Consider the following 24942-nt stretch of genomic DNA (forward strand, 5'->3'; position numbering starts at 1 on the left):
GAAGCATGCAAACGCCGCGGGTTCTTTCATGTCTTATTTTATTTCAATTAGGGTATCCCTTATGGCATCTCATATGTGTTTCTAGCTCATTTCTTCGGCTGCTGGTTCACGTAGCTGTCAGACAGATTCAGCAGCTTCAATGCACGGTTGTATTCGTCTGCGGTTGTGCCTTTGCCGACGGAGTTTTGGCCGCTAAGCGGGTATTGGGTTCCATCCGCGTAGCCGCTGCCCGACATGAACATGGCATTGTCATTCAGGAAGGAGCCGGACGGCAGATAATAACGCTCAGGAATCAGATTGTATGTCTGGTTGAGCAGGTCCTGGCCGAAATGGATATGGTCCTTCATGGAAACGCCGAGCAGGTTGGCCACGGTCGGCATGATGTCCGATTGCGCGCCGATCTCCTTGCGGATTTCCTCATGCGGGACGCCGCTGCCTGTAATGATGAGCGGGATGTTCAGCATATCGGTATAAGAATATTCTTGGCCGTAAATTTCCTCCATCAGCGTCTTGTCGTCGCGGTCCAGGGAGTAAATCGGCAGACCCATATGGTCTCCGTATACGACGATCAGGCTGTCGTCCCACAGGCCCTTTTGCTTCAGCTCGTCGACCAGCTGGCCGAAAGCATAGTCGGCATAGTTCTGTGCCCGGATATAATCGCCAACGAAGGTGCCTTGATACCTTTCCGGCAGCTCCATTTTATATTTGTTCGACGGGATGGTGAACGGGTGATGCGCCGACATGGAGATGATCTGGGCGTAAAAGGGCTTATCCTCTTGATCCAGCTCCTGCAGCTTATCGGTGGTTTTGGCATACAGCACCTCATCGGAGGAGCCGAAGAACACCATGTCATCCGTGCCGAAGAACGATTGGTCGTAGTAATGCTGGAACCCTAGAGACGTGTAAAGCTCCTCCCGGTTCCAGAACTGGACGTTGTTGGTATGGAGCGTCAGCGTGTTGTAACCGTTCTGTTCCAGCAGCCGCGGCAGGCTCGGGAGCTTCTTGTCGACATACTTCTGGGTAGCCGCACCGTCGGGCGGGATATAGAAGGACGTATTCACGACGAATTCGGCATCCGAGGTGTTGCCTTGGCCGACCTGCTGGTTGAAATTCGAAAAATACAGGTTTTCGTTGGCAAGCTTGTTCAGGTTCGGTGTAATTTCCTTGCCGTCGATTTTCAGGTTGATCAGGAAATTCTGGAATGACTCGAGCTGAACGATAATCAGGTTTTTGCCTTTGGCATTGCCAAAATATTTCGGGTTCTCCGGCACGGTGATGCCCTTCAGCTTGTCGATGGAAGCCTGGTTAATGTCCTTCAGCGGGACGAGCGCTTCCTTTTTCAGCGAGAAAATGGTGAAAGCTTCGTAATTCAAAATTCCCATCTGCTGTGCCTTCTTGATTTCGTTCATGCTGGCCCGGTTCGGCAGGATGTTAAACAGGCAGATGATAAGACAAAGCATAAAGACGACCGAAACGATGCTCTTGCGTGTTTTTTGCTTGATGCTGATGCGCCAGTCCTTGACCCTGCGGCTTATGAACAGGAGTACGATCAGCAGGATGATGTCGGCAAAGACGAGCAGATAATAGGGGTCCATTAGCGAAAATACGCTGCTTTTCACTTCCGTTACCTGACCGACCTGCGCCAGGGCATGATAATTTACGATAACGCCGTAGTACTTGAAGTACATAATCACCGCAAAAAAGACTCCGGTAAGGATCAGGTTGACGATGGTGTAATTCAGTAATTTCCGTTTGGAGGAAAACCATTCGATCAGGCAAAACAACAGCCAAATAAAAGGCAGCTCGGTGATGAGCACCTTCCACGGCAGCCAGTCCCCGAATGTAACGGCCCAGGCCAAATATCCCTTAAACAGCAAAATAATCGTAAAAAGAACGAACGGTTTCTTGAAAAAATGAGCAATGGATTCACGTGACACGATACAACTTCCCTCCACTTGTGAAAAACAGCTGCTCAACCGGCAGATTGGCAGCGATTCATTAAATAGCTTAGTTCATATTATATCCTTAGCCATTATAGTACACGGGCTAAACGAATAAAACGGCAAATGTAGTGAAATCAAACGAATGTAAGAGGTATCTAACACGCGATCGACCGATTTATGGTAATAAAGACATTATGCCCCGGCGAAGTGAAGAAGTCAAAGTAAGATAATTACCCCTGGGCGGGCGGGTCAAGAAATTGTGTGAGGGAAATTAACATTGTTTTTGGTTTATTTACTATTTTTGCATTGTGTTGAGTCTGCTATTTATGTAAAATAGCAAAAATACATAAAATGGAAAAATAAATTACATTCAATGTAATGTATGCGGAAGGGCTGAGCGGGATGTTTGATTGGCTGGGATTCAGAAAAGGTTTACCGCTATGGTGGTCCTGTCGCTTGAATCGAAGCAGCATGGAAGACACCGGACATGTATTTGAAGGGATTGCTCAAAACCGGATGCAGATCCTGCAGGATTGGGCAGAAGCGTATTGGGAGCATATGCGCAAACTGCAGAGCCAGCTGCTCGAAGGGATTGTGGGGCCGGAGGTGTTGGCTGATCTCGATTCGGCGCGTTGGACCGAGGCTTGTGCGGCTGTGCTCAAGCGGGGCCGTGATTTCTCCGAATTGTTCGTGGTGGACCGGCAGATGCGGGTCGTATGTTCGACGTACCCGAAGCAGGACGGCAGGGTCATCGCAGCAAGCGATGCTCTCTACCCCGGACTCCAGGCCGTTAGAACAGGGGAGCCGTGCCTGTTTGGTCCTTATGCCGATCCGTTGACGGAAGCCATTGGACCGAGCACCTCCGAATTCCATGATGCCATGACGATGATGTTCATTCTTCCGGTCGCTTCCGAAGGAGGATGGGCCGGGGCCTTGTGCGGACGTGTTCCGAATGACGTGCTCGGTGATTTGATCCAGCGGGAATCAGGCCATGTGTACCCGGATTCCGGCGATAACTATGTCTTTATGGCGCGGCCGGGCTTGAACCTGCATATCGCGCCGGGAACGGCGCTCTCGCGCAGCCGGTTCGAGGATGTCACGTTTACGCATGGAGACAACCTGAAGGACGGGGTCCGGACGGATTACGGGACGGTCCGGGTCAAGCATCATACCGAGCTGGAGCTCGTATTCAAAGATCCGGCGACCGGCGAGCTGCATCCGGGGGTGAGGAACACTATCGCGAACGGAGAGAACCTGTTCGTCGGATTTCCTGGCTATCCGGATTACCGCCATGTGCCGGTTATAGGGAAGGGGGTTACCTTTCGGATGCCCCATTGCCCGGATGTCTGGGGCATGATGTGCGAGGGCGACCTGGAAGAGGTGTACCGGACCCGCAGCATCGGCTGGAAATTGAAGCGAATGCATCTGGCCGCTTTGGCGGCGGGGACAGTGCTGAATGTGTTGTTGTTCGGTTTCCTCTCCCGGGGACTGCCGCTTTGGATCGGCATCCTCAGCGTGCTGCTCGGCAACCTGCTGCTGGGCGCCGCAGCCGTTAACAGGCTCGAGCGTAAAGGGACAAGGCCTGCGGCCGCGCATTTGCTGCATCTCAACCGTTTCATCCGGATCAATGCGGAGGGGAAAGGAGATTTGACGCAAAGGCTGGATCTTGCGCCCTTCGCAGACGATGAAGTGAAAACCATCGGCAGATGGGTAAATAATATGATCGATTCGCTGGAAGCCATCATGCTGCAGGTGAAGCAGGCGGCAGAGGATGTGCAGAGCAGCCAGCGGGTTCAGGACGAGGGGGCGAGAACGACGGGGGGATCCGCCGAGCGTGTGGGGAACAGCATCCATCTGATGATGCAGGGGCTGCGTACACAGCTGAAGGATATCGACGTAGCCAAGGAGGTGTCCGCCGAGATGAGCTCAACGCTTCGCGAGCTGGAGGAGGCTGCTTCACGGCAGATCGCCGTGGCTCAGAGCGAGGTCATGCAGATCGGTGAGAAAATGATGGAGATCGAGGCCAAAATCGGACAGAGCCATGAAACGATTCGTGCCTTCATGGATACGACCCGCAGCGTGGGCAGCCTGCTGCAATCCATTGAGAACATCTCCAACCAAACGAACCTGCTGTCGCTGAACGCCTCTATCGAGGCCGCGCATGCGGGTGAGCATGGCCTTGGCTTTGCCGTCGTGGCCGGCGAAATCCGGAAGCTGGCGGAGCTGACCCGGCAGTCGGCGTTGCAAATTCAGAGTACGCTGCAGCTGATCGGCGGACAGGTGGAGGCCTCGTTCCAATCCATGAACGAGGGTTCCCAGGTCATCGCGGAAGGGACGGAGATGGTGGCCACGGCGGCCGCGATGCTCGGACAAGCGGGGGCGAATGAGACCCTGAAGCAGCAAATGGCCGTCGAGGTGGCCACGCTGATGGAGAAGGTCGCAGCCGTCAGCGTGGAGAACCGCCAGATCTCCCTGGATGTGGAGAGCACGCTGCGGGAGCTGCAGGAGGATATCGGACGCGTGCGAAGCGCATCGGGCCACGCGGAGTCGATTACCGGCTCGCTGCTGAAGCGGGTGAACCAGTTCCGGCTGACCGAGCGGTAAACGGATAGCTAGAGATTATAAAACCCAGGCCGCTGATGCATAAAGCGGCGGCTTGGAAAAGCTTACTATATATTATAGAAGAAAAGCGTGGAGGCAGGCGCTTGGTTGGTCAAAAAGTGTAAGGCAATACAAAAAAAGCATCCGGTTGCCCGAATGCTTTTCTCGTGTATAGATACTATAAATTAAATCACGCCTTGAGCGATCATCGCGTCAGCCACTTTTACGAAGCCGGCGATGTTGGCGCCTACGACCAGGTTGCCCGGATAGCCGTACTGCTCAGCCGCTTGGGCGCTGTTGTTGTAGATGTTGATCATGATCTGATGCAGCTTCTCGTCAACCTCTTCGAAAGTCCAGGAGGTACGGATGCTGTTCTGGGACATTTCCAGCGCGGATACCGCTACGCCGCCTGCGTTGGCTGCCTTGGCCGGTCCGAAGAGCACGCCGTTTTCCAGGAATACGTCGATGGCTGCGAGCGTCGAAGGCATGTTGGCGCCTTCCGCAACGGCTTTACAGCCGTTCGCTACAAGCAGCTTCGCGGCTTCAGCGTCGATCTCGTTTTGCGTCGCGCAAGGGAGCGCGATGTCGCAAGGGATCGTCCAGATGTTCGAGCAGCCTTCGAAATACTGCGCGTTCGGATGCTCTTTTACATACTCGCTGATCCGTTTTCTTTCCACTTCCTTCAGCTGCTTCACGGTTTCGAAGTCGATGCCTTCGGGATCATACACGTAACCTGCGGAATCACTGCATGCCACGACTTTAGCGCCGAACTGGTTGGCCTTTTGGATCGCGTAGATAGCCACGTTGCCGGAACCGGAAACGACGACCGTTTTGCCCTCAAGGCTGTCTCCTTTATCCTTGAGCATCTCGTTCACGAAATACACCGTGCCGTATCCGGTCGCTTCCGGACGCGCCAGGCTGCCGCCGTAACCGATGCCTTTGCCTGTCAGGACGCCGGCCTCGTTGCCGCTGCGGATGCGTTTGTATTGTCCGAACATGAATCCGATCTCGCGTGCGCCTACGCCGATGTCTCCGGCCGGAACGTCGGTGTCAGGTCCGATGTGTCTGTACAGTTCGGTCATGAAGCTTTGCGTAAAGCGCATAACCTCAGCGTCCGATTTGCCTTTCGGATCGAAGTCCGAGCCGCCTTTACCGCCGCCGATCGGCTGGCCTGTCAGGGAGTTCTTCAAAATTTGTTCAAAACCGAGAAATTTGATGATGCTGGAGTTTACAGAGGGATGAAAGCGAAGTCCGCCCTTGTACGGGCCGATGGCACTGTTGAATTGAACGCGGAAGCCGCGGTTGACCTGCACGGTTCCTTGATCGTCGACCCAAGGTACCCGGAAGGTAATCAGTCTTTCAGGCTCAACCAGTCTTTCCAGAATGCCGTTATCCATATACTTCGGTTCTTTGGCAAGAACAGGGACGAGCGAGTCAAGGATTTCCTTTACGGCCTGATGAAACTCACTTTCATTCGGGTTCCTTTGGCATACCGTTTCGAAGACTTCATTGACGTACGCTTTTGCTTTCTTTTCAGCGGGCAACTCTACATGCAAAAATGTCATTGACTTCTCTCCTTATTCCTAGATTCAAGATTACAGAATGCTGAAGCATTTAGGTGACTAAAGGCTTACGCATTATGTAAGCATGAATCTGTATTTAAACAAGAATTATACACGAGTACTCCAGGAATCTTCAACCCTTTAATACTTTAAATAGGCATTGGACGTTGATTTATTTATTTTATAAATCATATTAGATATCTTTATCGGGTAATGGATTCTGATACCTGCAGAAGGTAGGTTCTTCTTCAAGGGTATGGTATGATGGGGGAAAGTAAAAGGGGAACGGGTGATCTTATTGTCTGCTGACAACCAGGAAGCGAACACCGTCCGCATCTCTGTTAGACCGCTCGTGGAATATGTATTCAGCAGCGGCAGCATCGATTCCGGTTTCCGCACGGCAGGCGCCATGCACGAGGGAACGAGAATACATCAGCAGGTGCAGCGGACATACCGGGAGGGCGATCAGAAAGAAGTCTTCCTTAAAGCGGAAATCGTGCATGATGGCATCATGTACCGGATCGAGGGCCGGTGTGACGGGCTCATCCAGACGGACGAGGGCTGGATGGTCGATGAGATTAAATCGACCTCGGCCGGGCTCGATACGCTGGAGGGCGGCCGGACTGTACACTGGGCGCAGGCACAGGTATATGCCTATATCGTGGCAAAGGAGCAGAAGCTAGGCCGCATCGGCGTGCAGCTGACGTACGTGGATACGTCCACGGGAGAGGAACGGCGCTTCAAGCGTGTATGCACATCTGCCGAACTTGAACAGTTCGTGCATGGCGTCGTGGAGGCGTATGCTCCTTATGCTGCGCTGCGGCTGTCGAATGCCGTGAAAAGGGATGAGAGCATCCGCTCCCTGCCCTTTCCCTTCGCATCCTACCGCGAAGGCCAGCGCAAGCTTGCCGGCGCCGTCTACGGCGCAGTCAAGGAGAAAAGAAAGCTGTTCGCGAAAGCGCCCACCGGGATCGGCAAAACGATGTCGACTCTGTTCCCTACGGTCAAGGCGATCGGGGAGGGGCTGGTGCAGCAAATGTTCTATTTGACGGCCAAAACGATTACGCGCACGGCCGCGGAGCAGGCGCTTGGGTTGATGGAAAGCCGGGGCCTCCGTTTGCAGGCGCTCACGATTACGGCGAAGGACAAGGTCTGCTTTCAGGAGGAAACCTTGTGCAGCAAGGAAGCTTGTCCGTACGCCGACGGGTATTACGACCGGATTAACGGCGCCGTGCTGGACATTTTGGCGAACGAAACCCTCATGACCCGGCAGGTGCTGGAGCAGTATGCACGCAAGCACATGGTATGCCCCTTCGAATTTTCACTTGATACGGCCTATGCCGTTGATGCCGTCATCTGCGACTACAATTACATTTTCGATCCGCGGGTATCCCTGAAGCGGCTGATCGAGGAGCAGAAGAAGCGGACGGTCCTGCTGGTCGATGAGGCGCATAATTTGGTGGACCGGGGCCGGGAGATGTTCTCCGCGGCCATCGGCAAGGCTGATTTCCTGCAGCTGAAGCGGGATTACAAGACAGCGAACAAGGCTGTAGCAGGCGCGGCGGATGCCGTGAACAAGTATTTTATCGAGCTGAAAAAGGCCTGTGGCGACGCCCGCCAGCAGTTGACTAAGGAAGCGCCGGAAGAGCTGGTGGTGCTGCTGGAAAGATTCGTTTCCGAGGCCGAACGCCTACTGGCCGCAGGCGGCGAGGATCGACAGTTGCTGCTGGATACGTATTTTGCAGCGCAGAACTTCATTCGCACCGCGAAGCTGTATGACAGCCGTTATATCACATATGCGGAGGTTCAGCGCAGCGATGTGACCATCAAAATGTTCTGTCTCGACCCGTCCTACCTGCTCTCCCAGGCGGATAAAGGATTTCGCTCGGCGGTGTTCTTCTCGGCGACCCTGTCTCCCTTATCCTATTACAGGGACATGCTGGGCGCGGATGCCGACGATTACAGTATTTCGGTGGCCTCGCCGTTCCGGCGCGAGCAGCTGGATGTGCGCATCAAGCCCGTGTCCACGAGGTATCGCGATAGGGAACGGACGCGCGAGGAGCTGGCGGATTCGCTATACGGGCTGGTTTCGGAGCGTCGAGGCAACTATATGATCTTTTTTCCTTCCTATCAGTATTTGCAAAGCGTATACGAGGTGTTTGCCGATAAGTACCCCGGCGTCCGTACGATCGTACAGGGCTCGGGCATGGGAGAAGAGGAGCGCGAACGGTTCCTGGACGCTTTTGATGCCGATAATCCGGAGACATTGGCGGGATTCGCGGTGCTTGGCGGCATATTCTCCGAAGGCATTGATCTGCAAGGAGACCGTCTGATCGGCGTGGCCGTGGTTGGAGTCGGGCTGCCGCAGCTGGGACTGGAGCGGAATCTGATCAAGGAGTATTTCAACGGCGAAGGCAAAAACGGCTATGATTACGCCTACGTGCTGCCGGGTATGAACAAGGTGCTGCAGGCCGGAGGCCGCCTGATCCGTTCGGAACAGGACGAAGGCGTGCTGCTGCTCCTCGACGACCGTTTCCTGCAGCCGCACTACCGGGAGCTGATGCCGGAGGAGTGGAAGGACTGAGGGAGACCGAGGGAAGGCGTCCGGGCTGCCGCAAAGAACAATGGCCGCCATCTACAGCGTTAGGTATAATGGACGTTAAATACGCGTAAAGGTGGGGTTGTCATGACGCTTCAGATCGGAATCATCGGAACGGGCTGGTTCAGCCAGGTACATGCCGATATCCTGGCAGCGACCGAAGGAGTAAGGGTGCAGGCGTTTCTGGGGACGAGCAGGGAAAAGGCAGAGCTAAAAGCGCGCAAATATGCGGCAGCAGGCTATGGCGACCTGCATGAAATGCTGGATGCCGAGCGTTTGGATGCCGTATATATCTGCGTTCCGCCGATGTCGCATGGAGCCATCGAGGAAGAATTGATCCGGCGCGGCATTCCGTTCCTGGTGGAAAAGCCGCTTGGACTGGATACGGCGCTTCCTGCACGCATTCGCGCCGGGGTGGAAGGCGCGGGACTGTTGACCTCGGTCGGGTATCATTTCCGCTATCAGTCCAATATGGACAGGCTGAAGGAGCTGCTGCAGCATCAGCAAACAGGCATTGCGCTTGGGCGCTGGATGGGCAGCATGCCGGGCGTATCCTGGTGGAGACGGCAGGACGGCTCGGGAGGACAGTTTATTGAGCAGACAACCCATGTGGTGGACCTGCTGCGTTATCTGGCGGGCGAAGTGGATGAGGTGTATGCGGTTTACGGAAACCGTGTCAAGCAGGGTCAGGTTGACGGGGTGGAAGTGGCCGACGTAGGCACGGTGACGCTCAAGATGTCCAGCGGCCTGGTGGCGAACATATCGAATACATGTGTGCTGCCGGAAGGCGCGGGACTTAGCGAAACGGGCCTGACCTTCTATACGGATCAGGGTGTGCTGGACTGGAATCCGCAGCGCCTTCGTGCGGCCCGGGCCGGGGAACAAACGGAATACCTTGAATCCTCGAACCCTTATGCAAAAGAAACGGAAGCCTTCATCCATGCGCTGCGCACAGGTGACGACTCCCGTATCAGATCGAGCTATGCAGATGCTTTCCGGACGCAGGCAGTCACCTGCGCCGCGCTGGAGTCGGCGGCTTCAGGCCGGCCGGTACGCATTCTACCTTAGAAGTAAAGCGGCTTAATGCATAAAGAAGGACATCATAAGTGGCGCGGCCCCAAGCGTGAACAGGGCGGCCAGAATCATCGAAATGCTGGAGATGGTTCCGGACAGCGAGCTCAGCTCAAATGCTTTCGATGTACCCGTACCATGTGAGCTGGTGCCGAACAAAATGCCGCGCGCGATATCGTTGTCGATTTTGAACAAACGCAGGACGAGCGGTCCGATCATGGAGCCGAGCAGTCCTGTAATGATCACGAACACCGCCGTGATATTCGGCACGCCGCCGATGACCTGGGATACGTTCATGGCGATCGGCGTTGTGATGGAGCGCGGAATCAGGCTGGTCACAAGCGATGAGCTCAAGTGCAGCCATTTGGCTAGGAAGGCCGACGAGATCATGGCTACGCAGGAGCCGGTGAGCACGCTGACGATAATTTCGACGGCGTGCTTTTTGAGTACTTTGAAATTTTTGTACAAGGGAACCGCAAAAGCCACCGTAGCCGGCTGCAGCAGGCTGCTGAGCCATTTCCCTCCGGAATTGTAGGATTCATAAGGAATCTGCGTCCAGATCAAAATAAAGATCATGATGATGGGCGTAATGAGCAGCGGCGACAAGTACACCTTGGGGCGCTTTGCGTATATGCGTTTGGATGCGGCATAAATGCCGAGGGTAGCTAACAGGCAGATCAAGCCAATCATCGGGAAGCCCTCCGTTCTTTTTGTTTGGCGATCCGGGATGCGAGCAGACCGGAGCTGGCCATGACGATAAAGGTGCTGAAAAGGACCACAATCAGAATGCGGACGCCGTCGCTTTCAAGCATAGGAATATATTTCATGACACCGACCGCCGCGGGAATGAAGAAGAGCAGAAGCTCGGCAAGCAGCCAATTCGCACCGAGTTCGATCCATTCCAAGCGGAGAATACCGGTCTCAAGCAGTATAAACACCACGATGATCCCCAGAATGCTGCCGGGCACCGGCAGATGCAAAAGTCCGGCCAGCTTGTTCATCAGCAGCGAGAAGACCATAAGCGCCGCTACTTGCACCGTACCTTTGACGATATTGTTCACAGGGATTCTCTCCTTTCATTTATATGAAAATTTTACAACGGTTGTTTTCATGAGTAAAATGAATAAAAAGAATGATTATCATTCCATTTTTCTATAGTTATGGCCGATGGTGTGCCAATCTCATGTAAAGAGAGGGAAAGCCGCAAATGGATATCCGGCATCTGCAGTATTTTATGGAAGTAGCCAGACTGGAGAGCTTCACGAAAGCCGCCGAATCGCTGTATATTACGCAGCCGACGATCAGCAAGACGATCCGGAACATCGAGGACGAGCTGGGCGTGACGCTATTCGACCGTTCGAATAAAAGAATTGAGCTGACCGACGCGGGCAGAATCATCTATGAGCAGGCGCAGCCGATCGTGAAATCTTTTCAGAGCTTGTCCGCCGAGCTGGGAGATTTGAAAAATCTGCAAAAAGGACACATTCGCCTCGGGCTGCCGCCGATGGTCGGATCGAGCTTTTTTCCGGAGGTGATCGGCCAGTTTCACAAAAAATATCCGCAGGTTACGATGCAGGTATTCGAGGATGGCGCCAAGAAGGTAGAGAAGGACGTCGAGAGCGGACTGCTCGACATTGGGGTGGCGGTGCTGCCGACAGAAGAGGAGCTGTTCCACTATTTCTCGTTCGCCCGGGAAAATCTGATGCTGCTCGTGCATCCCTCCCACCGTTTATCGGGTCACGGAGCCGTGCCGCTTGCAGAGCTGGCGGATGAGAGCTTTGTGCTGTTCCGGGAGGATTTCGCGCTGCATGACCGGATCATTACGGAATGCGTCCGTGTCGGCTTTCAGCCGCGCATTGTGTATGAAAGCTCGCAGTGGGACCTGATCAGCGGGATGGTGGCCGCCAACCTGGGGATCGCGCTGCTCCCGGAAACGATCTGCCGCGAAGTCGATCAGGAGCGAATCCGAATATTACCGCTCATCAAGCCGTCCATTCCCTGGCAGCTCGGCATGATTTGGCGCAAGGACCGTTACCTGTCGTTTGCCGCGCGCGAGTGGATTTCGTTCGCCAAGAGTATTCTAAAGGTGGAAAAGCCGGAGAACTGACGCCGCTGTGGCGGCGATGGTATACGAAATGTTCGGCGATATATGTATACATTGACACCGATTTTTGGGAAGGGATATAATTAGGTACCCTAATATTTAGGGAATGCAATTTAGTTTCTTAGTTATTGTCCTCATCAGAATACAGAAGGCCTCGAATCAATCAAATGAAGGGAGATGCTACCTGAATGAATGATTATTCTTCGGTCGACAACCCATCGGCACTCAAGCTGATGCAAGCCACCATGCGCTTTAACAAGGCGGAGTTCCGGCAGCGGAAAATCGTAGGAGTCAAAATGAGCGAGCTAGGGCTGTTGTTTTGCATAAAAAAGAATGTGAAACCAGGCACAAATGGTCTGATGGTATCGGAGCTCAGCCATCTTCTGCGCGTCACATCGCCGACCGTTACACAGCTCATCAAAACGATGGAGAAGAAGGGCTGGATTGAACGCATGATGGATGAACAGGACCGCCGTGCCGTTCGAATCAGTCTGACGGAAGAAGGGGAAGCGATGGTTCAGAAGGCGATCGATTCCACGATGGAGTCCTTTACCGGACTCATTGAATATTTGGGCGAACAGGAGGGCAACCAACTGGCCGAATTGCTCACCAAAGCGTACACCTACTATGAAGCGAAAGCGGATCCTCCTGGGGAAGGGGAGATCGAACCGTGCTGAAGCTGTTTCGGACGTTAAAGCCATACCGGCTGCCGATTCTGTTCGTGTTTTTGCTCGTCTTTTTGCAATCCATGTCCGATCTGTATCTGCCTACGCTGATGGCGGACATCGTGGATGAAGGCATTATTAACGGGGATATCCCTTATATTTGGAAGATTGGCGGATTCATGCTGGCCGTTGCTCTTGTCGGGGCCATTTGCTCCATCGGGGCCAGTTACTTGTCGGCTAAAGTGGCCGGCGGCTTCGGCAAAAATCTGCGCAGCCGCGTGTTCCAGCACGTGCAGCATTTCTCGCTGCAGGAGTTTGATAAGCTGGGGACCGCCTCGCTGATTACCCGGACAACGAACGATATTACGCAGATGCAGCAGGTGCTGACGATGATCCTGCGGATGATGATCAGCGCGCCGATGATGTGCATCGGGGGGATTATCATGGCGGTATCAAAGGACGCGAAGCTGTCACTGATTATCGTCGTCGTGGTTCCGGTGCTGGCCGGCGCCATCGCCATCATTGCCGGCAAAGGCATGCCGCTGTTCAAGGCCATGCAGGTTAGGCTCGATAAGCTGAACCGCGTGCTGCGGGAAAATCTGACGGGCATTCGCGTCATCCGCTCGTTTAATCGCATTGAGCATGAACAGAAGCGCTTCAACGAAGCGAACTTCGATCTCACGCAGACGGCGATCAAGGTGAACAAGATTATGGCCGCAATGATGCCGATCATGATGCTGGTCATGAATTTTTCGACGATTGCCATCGTATGGTTCGGCGGCATCCGGATCAAGAACGGGTACATGGAGGTCGGGGATCTCATGGCTTTCATCCAGTACGCGATGCAGATCATGTTCTCGCTGATTATGGTGTCGGTCATCTTCGTTATGGTGCCGCGCGCTTCCGCATCGGCTACCCGTATTAATGAAGTGCTCGATATGGAGCCTCAAATCGTCGATCCGGCTCGTGCCGTTTCATCGGCGAAGGCAGGGCGGCAGCGCGGTTACCTGGAGTTCCGTGATGTCACGTTCAGCTATCCGGGGGCTGAGCAGCCAGCGATTCATCATATTTCGTTCAGCGCCGCCCCGGGGGAGACCACCGCGATTATCGGCGGCACCGGTTCCGGTAAATCGACGCTCCTCAGCCTGATTCCGCGTTTCTATGACGTGGACAGCGGCAGCGTGCTGGTAGACGGTCAGGATGTGAAGGCATTAACCCAGGAGGAGCTGCGCGCGAAGATCGGTTTCGTGCCCCAGAAGGCCGTTCTCTTCACCGGGACGATTGCCGACAACCTCCGGTACGGCAAAACGGATGCGACCGACGAGGAACTCCGCCAGGCAGCCGATATCGCCCAGGCAACCGAGTTCATCCTTAAGATGAAGGATGGCTTCGAGTCCGAGATTTCGCAGGGAGGCAGCAACGTATCGGGAGGCCAGAAGCAGCGGCTGTCCATCGCACGCGCGCTCGTCCGAAAGCCCGAGATTTATGTGTTTGACGACAGCTTCTCGGCGCTGGATTTCAAGACGGACGCGAAGCTCCGGTCCGCGCTGAAGGACGTAACGGGGGATGCAACCGTGCTTTTGGTGGCGCAGCGGGCCAGCACCGTCATGGATGCGGACCGCATCATTGTGCTGGACGAAGGAAGAATCGCCGGTATCGGTAAGCATCGCGAGCTGATGGAAACCTGCGATGTCTATCGCGAGATTGTATCCTCGCAGCTGTCAGAGGAGGAGATCGCATGAGTGAGGAAAGAAAACGCCATGGAAGCCGGCCTGCGGGCCCGCGCCACCCGGGCGGACATCCCGGTCAGATGATGCCTGCCGAGAAGGCGAAGGATTTCAAAGGCTCGCTCAAGCGGCTGCTTGGCTATTTGCGCCCGCGCCGGGTGACACTCGCCGTCATTGTCCTGATGGCGATTCTCAGTACGGTGTTCAGCATCGTGAGCCCGAAAATTTTGGGCAAAGCGACCACGAAACTGTTTGAAGGCATCGTTGCTATAAGCAAAGACGTACCGGGCGCAGCCATCGACTTCCATTATATTTCGGAAATACTGCTGATTCTGCTCGGCTTGTACCTGTTCAGCTCCGTCTTCGGCTACTTTCAGCAGTATTTGATGGCGGGCGTGGCGCAGCGGGTCGTGTACGACATGCGCGAGCAGATCAACCGCAAGCTGTCGCGGCTTCCTCTGAAATATTTCGATTCGAAAACCCACGGCGAGATTCTCAGCCGCGCGACCAACGACGTCGACAACATCAGCACCACGCTGCAGCAGAGCTTGACCCAGCTGATCACCTCCATCGTAACGCTGGTGGGCGTCATCGTGATGATGCTGACGATCAGCCCTTGGCTGACGCTCATCCTGATCGTGACGCTGCCGCTCAGCTTCATTGCGATCAAGATGATCGCCTCGCGCTCGCAGAAGCATTTTATGGGGCAGCAGCGCTCGCTGGGACAGCTGAACGGGCATGTCGAGGAAATGTATACCGGCCATAAGATCGTCAAGGCTTTCGGCCGTGAAGACGAGTCGATGGCTGCGTTCAACGAAATTAACGAGAAGCTTTACCATTCAGGCTGGAGGGCGCAGTTTATCTCCGGCATCATCATGCCGATGATGTCCTTCATCGGGAATATCGGCTATGTGCTGGTGTGCGTGGTCGGCGGCATTTTCGTGACGCATAAGACGATCACCATCGGGGACGTGCAGGCATTCATCCAGTATGCCAGACAGTTCACGCAGCCGATCATGCAGACGGCGAACATCGCGAACATCATTCAGTCCACGATTGCTTCCGCCGAGCGCGTCTTCGAGCTGCTGGACGAGAAGGAAGAAGTGCCGGAAGCATCTCAGCCGGTAGTGCTTGAAGACCCGAAAGGCGCCGTGGCTTTCGAGCATGTGCAGTTCGGCTACAAAGAAGATGAGCCGCTGATCGAAGACATGAACATTAACGTGCTTCCCGGCCAGACGATTGCGATTGTCGGTCCGACGGGCGCCGGCAAAACGACGCTCATCAACCTGCTCATGCGCTTCTATGAGCTGAGCGACGGAGCCATCACGATCGACGGCGTGAACATCACCGAGATGAAGCGGAGCGATTTGCGCAGCATTTTCGGCATGGTGCTTCAGGATACATGGCTGTTCAACGGCACGATCAAGGAGAATATCGCTTACGGACGCAGCGGCGCTACGGAGGAAGAAGTCGTGGAAGCTGCGAAGGCCGCGCATGCGGATCATTTCATCCGCACCCTGCCGGACGGCTATGAAACCGTGCTGAACGAGGAAGCGTCCAACATCTCGCAGGGTCAGAAGCAGCTGCTGACGATTGCGCGCGCCATTCTGGCCGACCCGTCGATCCTCATTCTCGATGAAGCGACGAGCAGCGTCGACACGCGGACCGAGGTATACATCCAGAAAGCGATGAACGACCTCATGAAGGGCAGAACGAGCTTTGTCATCGCCCACCGTTTGTCCACCATCCGCGACGCCGACCTGATCCTGGTCATGAATAACGGCAGCGTCATCGAAAAGGGCACCCATGAGGAGCTGCTGGCGAAGAACGGATTCTACGCCGATCTGTATAACAGCCAGTTTACGGGCGGGGGAACCCAGGAAGCGGGTTAATCCTTACCTTGCCCCGAAGCAACGAGAGCGCGAATTCCAACTTGATTTCTTGGGGGCTTGAGCTTGAGGGCTTTAGCTATAACGATACGAAAAACTATGCAGAACGGAAAATCGGCCTCTTCGCGAAACATGCGGAGCAGGCCGATTCTTTTTATTCATAGATGTGCAGGAATTGACCAATGGAAATATCATCGCACTCAATCCCGGGCGCATATTGCCCGTGATACTTATGGTTTACGGATGGTATAAATTAGATTACAATTAGCCTTTGGAAAGAAAGTGTTAGCGTTATCATTTTCCAGAAATTTGATTTAATTACGCTTAAAAGGGGAACGGGACTACATGATGAAAATGAAGGGCAGCTTCAAAAAGCTGACTGGACTGGCTCTCGCCGCCGCATTGACGGTATCCGGAGCGTTAACCTTCCAGCCAGCAAGCGCCAAAGCCGCAGACGATCAGGAAACGCATATCACGCTGCTGGCGACCTCCGATGTTCACGGCCGCTTTATGCCATGGGATTATGCCATGGATACGGCCAACACGAACGGAAGCTTTACCCAGCTCTACACGCTGATCAAACAGGTACGCGCCGAGAATCCGAACACGATTCTGCTTGATGCGGGCGACGTCATACAGGACAACTCTGCGGAGCTGTTCAATGACCAGCCGAAATCGCCGATGATGGTCGCGATGAACGAAATGGGATACGACGCTTGGGCCATGGGCAATCACGAATTCAATTTCGGCATCGATACGTTCAATAAAGTGACGGGACAGTTCAACTCCACCAAGCTGGCGGGCAATGTCTACAAAGAGAACGGCGAACGTTTTCTTCCTGCCACCAAAGTTGTGGAAAAGGGCGGCATCAAGGTCGGCATCATCGGGATGACAACGCCGCTGATCACCGATTTCGAGAAGGACACCGATCACCTGGAAGGCCTGGTTGTCAAAAACCCGGTTGACGAAACGAAGAAAGCTGTTAAAGAGCTTGAAGGCAAAGCCGACGTGATGATCGGCCTGATGCATATGGGTCTGGACAACGAGAACTCGCTTCCGGGCACGGGCGTTTCCGACATCGCCAAGGAAGTACCGCAGCTGACCGCAATTTTCGCCGGCCATATGCATAAGCTCGTGAAGAGCGAGACGGTGAACGGTGTACTGATCGGGGAACCGGACAAGTACGGCACGCATGTATCGCGCATTGACCTGACGTTCGTGAAGCAGGACGGCAAAATGGTCCTCAAGGACAAGGTTGCCACGGCCATCCCGGTCAAAGGTGCAGACGGCACCCCTGCGGTTTCCGATCCGGAGCTGGAAAAGGAACTGCAGCCGTACCATGAATTTGCCCGTCAAGACGCCAACATCGTCGTCGGCGAGCTGACTGGCAAAAACAATCTGGTGCCGGCGAACGAAATCAAAGGCATTCCGGCTGTGCAGATCCAGGAAACGCTTCTTTCCGATTTCTTCAGCGAAGTCATGCTGCATTACAGCAAGGCCGACGTGGTCGCGCATCAGATCGATAATGACAAGGCCAAGCTGGACGTAGGCCCGATCCGCAAGAAGGACATCGCCTACAATTACCAGTTCGCGCTCGGCGAAATTACTAACTATAAAGTGACAGGCAAAGACCTGAAGGACTACATGGAATGGTCTGCGGGTTACTTTAACAGTACCCGTCCGGGCGACGTTACGGTCAGCTTTGACCCAAAACGCAGATCTTCCAAATACAGCACCGACGACTTCTTCGGCGGCGTGAAATATGAAATCGATCTGTCCAAGCCATACGGCAGCCGCATCACGAACCTGCGCCATATGGACGGCACGCCGATTCAAATGAATGAAACGCTGACCCTGGGCATGAACGCTTACCGCATGGACGCTCTGGTCGCCAAGGGCGGCGCGCTGGAAGGCCGCAAGTTCGAGAAGCTGTGGACATCCAAGGCGGAGAGCGCCTTCGGCGAAACGGGCGGAACGATCCGCAACCGCGCGATCGCTTACTTGAAAGACGTTATGAAGGGCAAATACGAGCCGAAAATCCAGGATAACTGGAAAATTATCGGCGTGGATACGACGTCCAAGGAACGTGCGGACGTGGTAGACCTGATGAACGCGGGCATTCTGACCGTACCGACGACAGAAGACGGCAAATACACCAATATCGCTTCTATTAACATTCTGGATCCGGTCAAAGCCGAGGACGCAGCCAAGCTGGCCGAAAAAGCGGGCGTGGACGCGTCGCTTCTAGCTGGAGCGAAAACAACCGGCGAGCTGTACCACAAGCTGAACGCGGCGGTCAAAGCAGCTGCCAACCCGGCGCCAGTCACGCCTGCAAAGCCTGAACCAGGAAAGCCTGCTCCGACCAAGCCGGTCAAACCAGCACCAGCCAAACCGGCACCAGCGAAGCCGGCTGTGAAACAGGCAAAGGTTACGGCTGAATACCTGAACGTGCGCACAGGCGCTTCCGCCAAATCCAAAGTGCTTGCTGCCGCTCCGAAAGGAACGGTTCTGGAAGTCAAGGGAGCGGCGCCTTACGGCTGGTTGAAGGTCGTTTACCAAGGCAAAACGGCATTCGTATACGGTAAATACGTCACGATGCTTCCATAAACCTAAACTTAGAAACAAAGACAAGGACCCGATCAATTGCTGATCAGGTCCTTGTTCTGCTTGAGCCGGAGAAAGGGAAAGCGAGACTAAACAGTACATGACATAGAGTTGAACAAGGGAATACATGTAGGATAAAATACTAAATAAGAACGAATGTTCCTCGTGTTCAAATGGTAATAAGGAGTACGCTTGCCCTGCTGCAAAGCTGCTAAACCCGGATAAGCAGGACGGAAGCTTAGCGGTGGCTCATCAGGTACAGAAACCAGACGGCATGGTTCTGTTCATCCATGGCGATGCGGCGGAGCTGGTTTTTCAGGTAAGGATCCTGCGCAAGGTCGGACAGACTCAAGTAGAAATCGACGGTTTCCTGTTCATCTTTGAACGAGGCATCCAGGCCGGCTTTATACTCCTTGGGGCAGGTTTCGCTCTGGACCGGCTGGTGGGTTCGCCCCGTCAGATGCGTGTACGCGTTGGAGAAGAACTGCAGGTGCTTCTGCTCATCTTCGCGGATTTCCAGAATGCGCTTTTTGGACTGTTCGGTGGGAGCGAGCTTCGCAAGCTGCTCGTAGCAAAGAACCGCGCTGTACTCTCCGTTGATGGATTTGATCAGGTCTTCGGCCAAGGCCGCATCGGGATCGGCTGCGGGACGGTAGTAAAATCCGTAAGGATTCAAGGGATAACCTCCTAAAGTGATAATGGGCTGATATACCCTATGCTTAGGCGGGAGGAAATGTGAAATATCAGAGGGATCAAGCGGTGTAAATATGGTGGCATTGAAGCTCATTTACCATGAGGTAGGCGAATTTCGGTGTCAGGGAAGCGGAGGTAAGGAGATATGACAAGACGCATAATGCTGCAGGAGCCATTTAACACAGAGCTGATGATGAGGTCCGTGAGAAACCAGAACCCGATGCTCGTTCTGGCTGATCCGGAGCAGTCTGTATTTACGAAGGTGGTGCCGGCGGGGACGCGTAAAATTCCTGTCACGGTCACGCTCACACAGAACGGTGGGGGCCCATCGGCTGAGTTGGACTTCCTGGAGGAATGCACAGACATGGAGCAGGAGGCCGCTGCCGGGTTTATCGGACGCATGCTCTCGAATCATGTGGACCTGCTGCCGTTCTATAAGCAGCTCTCGGAAGAACCGGTGATCGGGGCCATCCTGCCGGATCTGCACGGCATGAGGATTCTGCTAGAACCGAATCTGTATCAAAATCTGGTGCGCACCATTATCGGGCAGCAGATGAACTTGAGCTTTGCGGCCGCGCTCGTCAGCCGGATTACGGAACGCTATGGAACGCGGTTTGATGCTGCAGGACAAACGCTTTACAGCTTCCCAGAGCCCGCAGCGCTGGCCAGGCTGGAGCCGGAGGAGCTGATGGAGCTGCAGTTCAGCCGCCGTAAGGCCGAATATGTCATCGGCCTCTCGCGTCTGATCGATGAAGGGGCGCTGGATCTGTACGCGCTGCCAGGCCTCGAAGATACGGCCATCTTCGAGAAGCTGCTCCCGGTGCGCGGCATCGGTAAATGGACCGTCGAATGCTTCCTGCTGTTTGGCGTCGGCCGGACCGACTTCTTCCCGGCGGACGACATCGGCCTCAAGAATGCCATGAAGCTGCTGTGGGGCTATGAGAGCCAGCCTTCCTCACCGGAAATGCTGGCGATCAGCGCCAGCTGGTCGCCTTGGCGCAGCTATGCGGCATACTACTTATGGGCATGGCTGGATGAATGGAAGCTGCAGAAAAAGGCCGCATCCGCAGCCCAAAAGAAGTGATCGATATTCAGTTACCCCTGTTCAATTGATTCCATGAGGGAGATCCGAAGACTCGCCCGCGCGCGACTCATGGGTCATCCCCACCCCGTTCCAGAACATGTGAATGATGTCATGGGCCAGCTCCTCCGGAGCCGGCGCGAATTCCTTGGATACCTCCCGGTTGCCCAGCATCAGCATCGATGCCAGCGTATGCGCCATCAGCAGCGGATGCAGCGGCCGGACCTCCCCCTTCTCGATGGCTTCCGTGAAGCTGACGGTCAGCACGTCATGAATGCTTTCCTCACTCCGGCGGATGCTCTCGAGCTGCTCCTTGGACAGGGAACCCGCAGCTTCACGCAAAATCGTCTCGAAATCGCCATGAGGAAACCGCAGCTTGCGCTCGGCAAGCATGACCAGCCGGTCGTACAAAGGCATGTCCAGCTGATGCATGATCTGCTGTGAGGAGGTCTGCGCTTTTTCCATCATGGCGGTGATGGCTGCAGTGAACAGCTGCGCCTTATTTTCAAAATGATAATATATGGAAGCCTTGGTCACGCCGCAGACCTTGGCAATTTGCTGAAGAGACACCGGTTCGTAGCCGAACTCCATGAACAGACCGGAGGCGGTTTTCAAAATGTATTGGTGGGTGGAGCCATCCTGTTCCTGCCGTTTAGGTCTGCCTGGAGGGCGCTTTTCCTTGGGTCCCTGCTGCTCTAAATTCATAGGTACACCTCCAATTGTAAGAATCGACAAAAAACTTGTTTGATAATTAACCTTCCGGTATATATAATTATTATAAACCGCCTTTCGGCATATTACACCCTCTGTTTTTAGGCTTGAAGGCAATATATATACTATACCATGTACACCTGAAGAAGGGTGAGGAGGAGAATCATGCAGCAGGAATCGGGATTTGGGAAATGGGTCGCAGGCAAGCGGAGCAAATGGGTTACGCTTGCCGTCTGGATTATCATCGTGGGGGTTCTCAGCGCCATGTGGCCGATGGTCAACAAGGAAGTGCAGAACAACGCGGCCAACCTGAAGGATGACACGCTCTCTGTTCAGGCGGAGAAAGTAGCGTCCGAGCAGTTCAGCGGCGGTTCGAGCGTACCGGCCCTTCTGGTCTGGCACCGTGAGGGCGGACTAAAGGATGAAGATCTGCAGCATGTGCAGAAGCTCTACGCGGAGTGGGGCAAAAATCCCGTGCCTTATCAGGACAGCGTACCGCCGTTTGACAAGATGCCCGCCCAGGCGCTTAAAGCGCAGCTGTCCGAGGACCAGAGCACATTCGTGACGCCGGTTCTGTTCAAGGATGAAGCGGACAGCGATCAGCTCAAGGAAGGCGTAGAACAGCTGAAGGCGCAGGCTGCGAAGGAGTTCGGCTCGGATCCGTTTACGGTCAAGCAGAATTCCGCGAGCGAATTGAGCGCCCGGGTAACGGGACCTGTCGGCATCTCCATTGATGCGGTAGGGCTTTTCAAAAATGCGGATTTCAAGCTGTTAATGGGTACCGTTATTTTGGTTCTGGTCATTCTGCTGTTAATCTACCGCTCACCGATTCTTGCGTTTATCCCGCTGATTGCCGTCGGCTTCGCTTATGGCGCGATCAGCCCGCTGCTCGGACTGATGGCCAGCAAAGGCTGGATTACGGTGGACTCGCAGGCGGTATCCATCATGACGGTGCTGCTGTTCGGCGCAGGTACGGACTACTGCCTGTTCCTTATTTCCCATTTCCGCCATCTCCTGAAGGAAGAAGAGAGCAAGGGCAAAGCGCTGCTGCGCGCCATTACCGAAACCTCCGGCGCCATTGCCATGAGCGGATTTACGGTCGTGCTGTCGCTGCTTGCGCTCATGCTCGCCAAATACGGGGCATATCACCGCTTTGCCATTCCGTTCAGCGTCTCGATTCTCGTCATGGTGATCGCGAGCCTGACGCTGGTTCCGGCATTGCTGGCGATTTTCGGCCGCGTCTCCTTCTTCCCGTTCGTTCCCCGGACCCCGGAGATGGAAGAGGAACGCGCACGCAAGAAAGGCAAGCCAGCACCTAAGCCGCATCGCCAAAAGGAAAGCTTTGTCGGCAGATGGGTCGTGAGCAAGCCGTGGCTGATCGTGATCGTTACCCTGGTCGTACTCGGAGGACTCGCTTCGTTCTCGAGCCAGGTCAAATTCACCTATGACATCATGTCCTCTTTCCCGAAAGATATGGAATCCCGCGAGGGCTACGATATGATCGGCAAGCAGTTTTCGCCGGGTGAGCTGGCACCTGTCAAGCTGATGGTCGATTCGGGCGGGCAGGATGTGCTGGGCGCGAAGCTGGCGGAGCTTCCTTACGTCAGCGAAGTCGCCAAGCCGCAAAAGGGAGAGAAGAACGCCGATATCCTTGCTTACGATATAGAACTGAGCATGAATCCGTATTCGAGCGAGGCAATCGACCTCATACCGGAGCTGCGGACAACTGCGGAACAGTCGCTGCAGGAAGCAGGAGCCGCATCGCCTGCCGATAAGGTATGGATCAGCGGACAGACGGCTACGCAGTACGATACGAGAGAAACCGGAGACCGGGATACGATGGTGATTATTCCGGTGGTCATCGGGATGATCACGCTGCTGCTTCTCGTTTATTTGCGCTCGATTACCGCCACCGTCTACCTGGTGCTGACCGTCATCCTATCCTACTTCTCGGCTCTGGGACTGGGCTGGATCATCATCCATTACGGTCTCGGCGCAGATGCCATTCAAGGCGCGATTCCGCTGTACTCGTTCGTGTTCCTGGTGGCCTTGGGAGAAGACTACAACATCTTCATGATTTCGAGCATCTGGAAAAAGAGAAAGGTCATGCCGCTGAAGCAGGCGATCAAAGATGGCGTCGGCGAAACGAGCTCCGTGATCACGTCGGCGGGCCTGATCCTTGCCGGTACCTTCGCGGTGCTGGCGTCGCTGCCGATTCAGGTTCTCGTGCAGTTCGGCATTATTACGGCCGTGGGCGTGCTCCTCGACACCTTCATCGTCCGTCCGTTCCTCGTGCCGGCGATCACAACGCTGCTTGGACGGTTTGCTTTCTGGCCGGCAAGACATGTCGAGGTTCAAGAGAAGGCTGTCGGCAAGGAAGCCTGATCGATGGGCAAGGGTTCACGAAGATATCAAGTTTGAAACGGCCCGTCACCTCTTTTTATGGCTATAATATGAGCATACGGCACTGGTTATAAGCTTCTTTAGCATAGATGAGGTGATGGATATGATAGAACACAGTAACCTTTTGCTTCAGCAGGAAGCGGAGGACTATATAAAAAATTGCTATGCAGAGCTCGGAAAGCCTGAGGCGGAGCTGCTTGACCGGCTGGCGGAAATCCGCCAGGAAATCAACTTGACCGGAACATATGAGCACACGTTCGAGGAGCTGGAGCATGGGGCCAAAATGGCCTGGCGCAACAGCAACCGCTGCATCGGAAGACTGTTCTGGGATTCCATGGCGGTGCGCGATCTGAGGCATCTGGAGCATCCGGAGGATATCTTCGAGGCGCTTCTGGATCATATCGGGAAGGCGACCAACGGCGGCAAAATCATTCCGACCATTTCGGTATTCAAGCCGGCAGGTCCGAGCTCCGAGGGGGTGCGTATTCTTAACCACCAGCTGATCCGGTATGCGGGATACGAGACGGACGGCGGAGTCATCGGCGACCCCGCTTCCGTGACGTTTACGAAGGCATGCATGGATCTGGGCTGGAGGGGAGAAGGAACGCATTTCGACGTGCTTCCGCTGGTTGTTCAGTCGGGGGGCGGTGAGCCGCTGCTGCGGTCCATTCCGCCTGAGCTGGTTCTCGAAGTGCCGCTTACCCATCCGGATTATCCGGCTTTTGGGCATCTGGGCCTGCGCTGGTACGCGGTGCCGATTATTTCCGATATGGATATGGTCATCGGCGGCATCCGGTATATGGCGGCTCCGTTTAACGGGTGGTACATGGCAACGGAGATTGGCGCTCGCAATTTTGCGGACATAAACCGCTATAACGCCCTTCCGAGGGTCGCCGAGCTGATGGGCCTGTCAACGGCAAGCGAAACAACGCTGTGGCGGGATCGCGCGCTCGTCGAAATGAATGTTGCCGTCCTGCATTCCTATAAGCAGGCAGGCGTAAGCATGGTGGATCATCATACGGCAGCGGCGCAGTTCCAGTTGTTCGAGCAAAAGGAAGCGAGTAGCGGACGCCAGCTTACCGGATATTGGAACTGGCTCATTCCGCCGGTGTCTCCGGCAACGACGCATATTTTTCACCATTCCTACGATAATACGGTTGTATATCCGAACTTTTTCAGAAGAGGAGAGGGCTAACGTCCCGACATGTTAGAGTGCAGGACGGCAATGGAATTTGCTTGCTTTCTTGTTGCATTTTTGTAAATCCCTCGTATAATTTATTAAATGAAAT

At 54.6% G+C, this 24942-nt stretch carries 17 protein-coding genes; 11 read left to right on the forward strand and 6 right to left on the reverse strand.

Features of this window, described 5'->3' with window-relative positions; all coding sequences use genetic code 11:
- Positions 1 to 86 precede the first annotated feature (86 nt).
- Positions 87 to 1937, reverse strand: a complete 1851-nt coding sequence (locus tag ACTHPM_RS17610; protein ID WP_440396456.1) for an LTA synthase family protein — start codon at positions 1935 to 1937, stop codon at positions 87 to 89.
- Positions 1938 to 2399: 462 nt separating this feature from the next.
- Between ACTHPM_RS17610 and ACTHPM_RS17615 the strand changes: the two genes are divergently transcribed.
- Positions 2400 to 4547, forward strand: coding sequence for a methyl-accepting chemotaxis protein (locus ACTHPM_RS17615; protein ID WP_440396455.1), 2148 nt, complete (start codon positions 2400 to 2402; stop codon positions 4545 to 4547).
- A gap of 182 nt (positions 4548 to 4729) precedes the next feature.
- Here the strand turns inward: ACTHPM_RS17615 and gdhA are convergent, their stop codons facing one another.
- On the reverse strand, positions 4730 to 6109 hold the full coding sequence (gene gdhA / locus ACTHPM_RS17620; protein ID WP_440396454.1) for an NADP-specific glutamate dehydrogenase: 1380 nt from the start codon (positions 6107 to 6109) through the stop codon (positions 4730 to 4732).
- Between the two features lie 286 nt (positions 6110 to 6395).
- Here gdhA and ACTHPM_RS17625 point away from each other — a divergent pair, with 286 nt between their 5' ends.
- Both ACTHPM_RS17625 and ACTHPM_RS17630 read left to right on the forward strand, forming a co-directional pair.
- Positions 6396 to 8690, forward strand: a complete 2295-nt coding sequence (locus tag ACTHPM_RS17625) for an ATP-dependent DNA helicase (RefSeq protein ID WP_440421621.1) — start codon at positions 6396 to 6398, stop codon at positions 8688 to 8690.
- Between the two features lie 102 nt (positions 8691 to 8792).
- On the forward strand, positions 8793 to 9773 hold the full coding sequence (locus tag ACTHPM_RS17630; RefSeq protein WP_440396452.1) for a Gfo/Idh/MocA family protein: 981 nt from the start codon (positions 8793 to 8795) through the stop codon (positions 9771 to 9773).
- Between the two features lie 12 nt (positions 9774 to 9785).
- Here ACTHPM_RS17630 and ACTHPM_RS17635 read toward each other — a convergent pair whose 3' ends face one another.
- Both ACTHPM_RS17635 and ACTHPM_RS17640 read right to left on the reverse strand, forming a co-directional pair.
- The gene (locus tag ACTHPM_RS17635; RefSeq protein ID WP_440396451.1) at positions 9786 to 10466 is read right to left on the reverse strand and encodes a CidB/LrgB family autolysis modulator; all 681 of its coding nucleotides are present in this window, start codon (positions 10464 to 10466) and stop codon (positions 9786 to 9788) included.
- Positions 10463 to 10837 carry a CidA/LrgA family holin-like protein gene (locus tag ACTHPM_RS17640; RefSeq protein WP_440396450.1) on the reverse strand — a complete coding sequence of 125 codons (375 nt, stop codon included), beginning with the start codon at positions 10835 to 10837 and terminating at the stop codon, positions 10463 to 10465. The genes ACTHPM_RS17635 and ACTHPM_RS17640 overlap by 4 nt, the downstream gene beginning before the upstream one ends.
- Positions 10838 to 10983: 146 nt before the next feature.
- Here ACTHPM_RS17640 and cidR point away from each other — a divergent pair, with 146 nt between their 5' ends.
- The 5 genes from cidR to ACTHPM_RS17665 all read left to right on the forward strand — a co-directional run bounded on the left by cidR (position 10984) and on the right by ACTHPM_RS17665 (position 18768).
- Positions 10984 to 11883 (forward strand): cidABC operon transcriptional activator CidR, encoded by a 900-nt coding sequence (cidR, locus tag ACTHPM_RS17645; RefSeq protein ID WP_440396449.1) that lies wholly within the window; start codon positions 10984 to 10986, stop codon positions 11881 to 11883.
- 185 nt (positions 11884 to 12068) lie between these two features.
- Complete coding sequence (locus ACTHPM_RS17650; protein ID WP_440396448.1) at positions 12069 to 12557, forward strand: MarR family winged helix-turn-helix transcriptional regulator; 489 nt, start codon at positions 12069 to 12071, stop codon at positions 12555 to 12557.
- Positions 12551 to 14287 (forward strand): ABC transporter ATP-binding protein, encoded by a 1737-nt coding sequence (locus tag ACTHPM_RS17655; protein ID WP_440396447.1) that lies wholly within the window; start codon positions 12551 to 12553, stop codon positions 14285 to 14287. Before ACTHPM_RS17650 ends, ACTHPM_RS17655 begins: the two co-directional genes overlap by 7 nt.
- Entirely contained in the window at positions 14284 to 16164 is a 1881-nt protein-coding gene (locus ACTHPM_RS17660) for an ABC transporter ATP-binding protein (RefSeq protein ID WP_440396446.1), read from the forward strand. Before ACTHPM_RS17655 ends, ACTHPM_RS17660 begins: the two co-directional genes overlap by 4 nt.
- 342 nt (positions 16165 to 16506) lie before the next feature.
- Positions 16507 to 18768: a 5'-nucleotidase C-terminal domain-containing protein gene (locus tag ACTHPM_RS17665; RefSeq protein WP_440396445.1), complete on the forward strand. Its 2262-nt coding sequence runs from the start codon at positions 16507 to 16509 to the stop codon at positions 18766 to 18768.
- Positions 18769 to 19003: 235 nt separating this feature from the next.
- Here ACTHPM_RS17665 and ACTHPM_RS17670 read toward each other — a convergent pair whose 3' ends face one another.
- Complete coding sequence (locus tag ACTHPM_RS17670) at positions 19004 to 19441, reverse strand: ferritin-like domain-containing protein (RefSeq protein WP_440396444.1); 438 nt, start codon at positions 19439 to 19441, stop codon at positions 19004 to 19006.
- 162 nt (positions 19442 to 19603) lie between these two features.
- On the opposite strand from ACTHPM_RS17670, the gene ACTHPM_RS17675 reads away from it, so the two are divergent.
- Positions 19604 to 20542: a DNA-3-methyladenine glycosylase family protein gene (locus ACTHPM_RS17675; protein ID WP_440396443.1), complete on the forward strand. Its 939-nt coding sequence runs from the start codon at positions 19604 to 19606 to the stop codon at positions 20540 to 20542.
- 21 nt (positions 20543 to 20563) lie between these two features.
- Here ACTHPM_RS17675 and ACTHPM_RS17680 read toward each other — a convergent pair whose 3' ends face one another.
- Entirely contained in the window at positions 20564 to 21244 is a 681-nt protein-coding gene (locus ACTHPM_RS17680; protein WP_440396442.1) for a TetR/AcrR family transcriptional regulator, read from the reverse strand.
- Positions 21245 to 21415: 171 nt separating this feature from the next.
- On the opposite strand from ACTHPM_RS17680, the gene ACTHPM_RS17685 reads away from it, so the two are divergent.
- Positions 21416 to 23635: an MMPL family transporter gene (locus tag ACTHPM_RS17685; RefSeq protein WP_440396441.1), complete on the forward strand. Its 2220-nt coding sequence runs from the start codon at positions 21416 to 21418 to the stop codon at positions 23633 to 23635.
- Positions 23636 to 23756: 121 nt separating this feature from the next.
- Positions 23757 to 24848, forward strand: coding sequence for a nitric oxide synthase oxygenase (locus ACTHPM_RS17690; RefSeq protein WP_440396440.1), 1092 nt, complete (start codon positions 23757 to 23759; stop codon positions 24846 to 24848).
- Positions 24849 to 24942: the final 94 nt, after the last annotated feature.

It is taken from the genome of Paenibacillus sp. SAFN-054 (genome assembly GCF_051966755.1).
In the GTDB taxonomy this organism is placed as follows: Bacteria; Bacillota; Bacilli; order Paenibacillales; family Paenibacillaceae; genus Paenibacillus_AQ.

What these genes read in the sequence shown, in the direction of transcription:
- gdhA (WP_440396454.1), bottom strand. Translation starts at nt 6,109, where the DNA reads ATGACATTTTTGCATGTAGAGTTGCCCGCTGAAAAGAAAGCAAAAGCG.
- ACTHPM_RS17630 (WP_440396452.1), top strand. Translation starts at nt 8,793, where the DNA reads ATGACGCTTCAGATCGGAATCATCGGAACGGGCTGGTTCAGCCAGGTA.
- ACTHPM_RS17635 (WP_440396451.1), bottom strand. Translation starts at nt 10,466, where the DNA reads ATGATTGGCTTGATCTGCCTGTTAGCTACCCTCGGCATTTATGCCGCA.
- cidR (WP_440396449.1), top strand. Translation starts at nt 10,984, where the DNA reads ATGGATATCCGGCATCTGCAGTATTTTATGGAAGTAGCCAGACTGGAG.
- ACTHPM_RS17650 (WP_440396448.1), top strand. Translation starts at nt 12,069, where the DNA reads ATGAATGATTATTCTTCGGTCGACAACCCATCGGCACTCAAGCTGATG.
- ACTHPM_RS17660 (WP_440396446.1), top strand. Translation starts at nt 14,284, where the DNA reads ATGAGTGAGGAAAGAAAACGCCATGGAAGCCGGCCTGCGGGCCCGCGC.
- ACTHPM_RS17665 (WP_440396445.1), top strand. Translation starts at nt 16,507, where the DNA reads ATGATGAAAATGAAGGGCAGCTTCAAAAAGCTGACTGGACTGGCTCTC.
- ACTHPM_RS17675 (WP_440396443.1), top strand. Translation starts at nt 19,604, where the DNA reads ATGACAAGACGCATAATGCTGCAGGAGCCATTTAACACAGAGCTGATG.
- ACTHPM_RS17680 (WP_440396442.1), bottom strand. Translation starts at nt 21,244, where the DNA reads ATGAATTTAGAGCAGCAGGGACCCAAGGAAAAGCGCCCTCCAGGCAGA.
- ACTHPM_RS17685 (WP_440396441.1), top strand. Translation starts at nt 21,416, where the DNA reads ATGCAGCAGGAATCGGGATTTGGGAAATGGGTCGCAGGCAAGCGGAGC.
- ACTHPM_RS17690 (WP_440396440.1), top strand. Translation starts at nt 23,757, where the DNA reads ATGATAGAACACAGTAACCTTTTGCTTCAGCAGGAAGCGGAGGACTAT.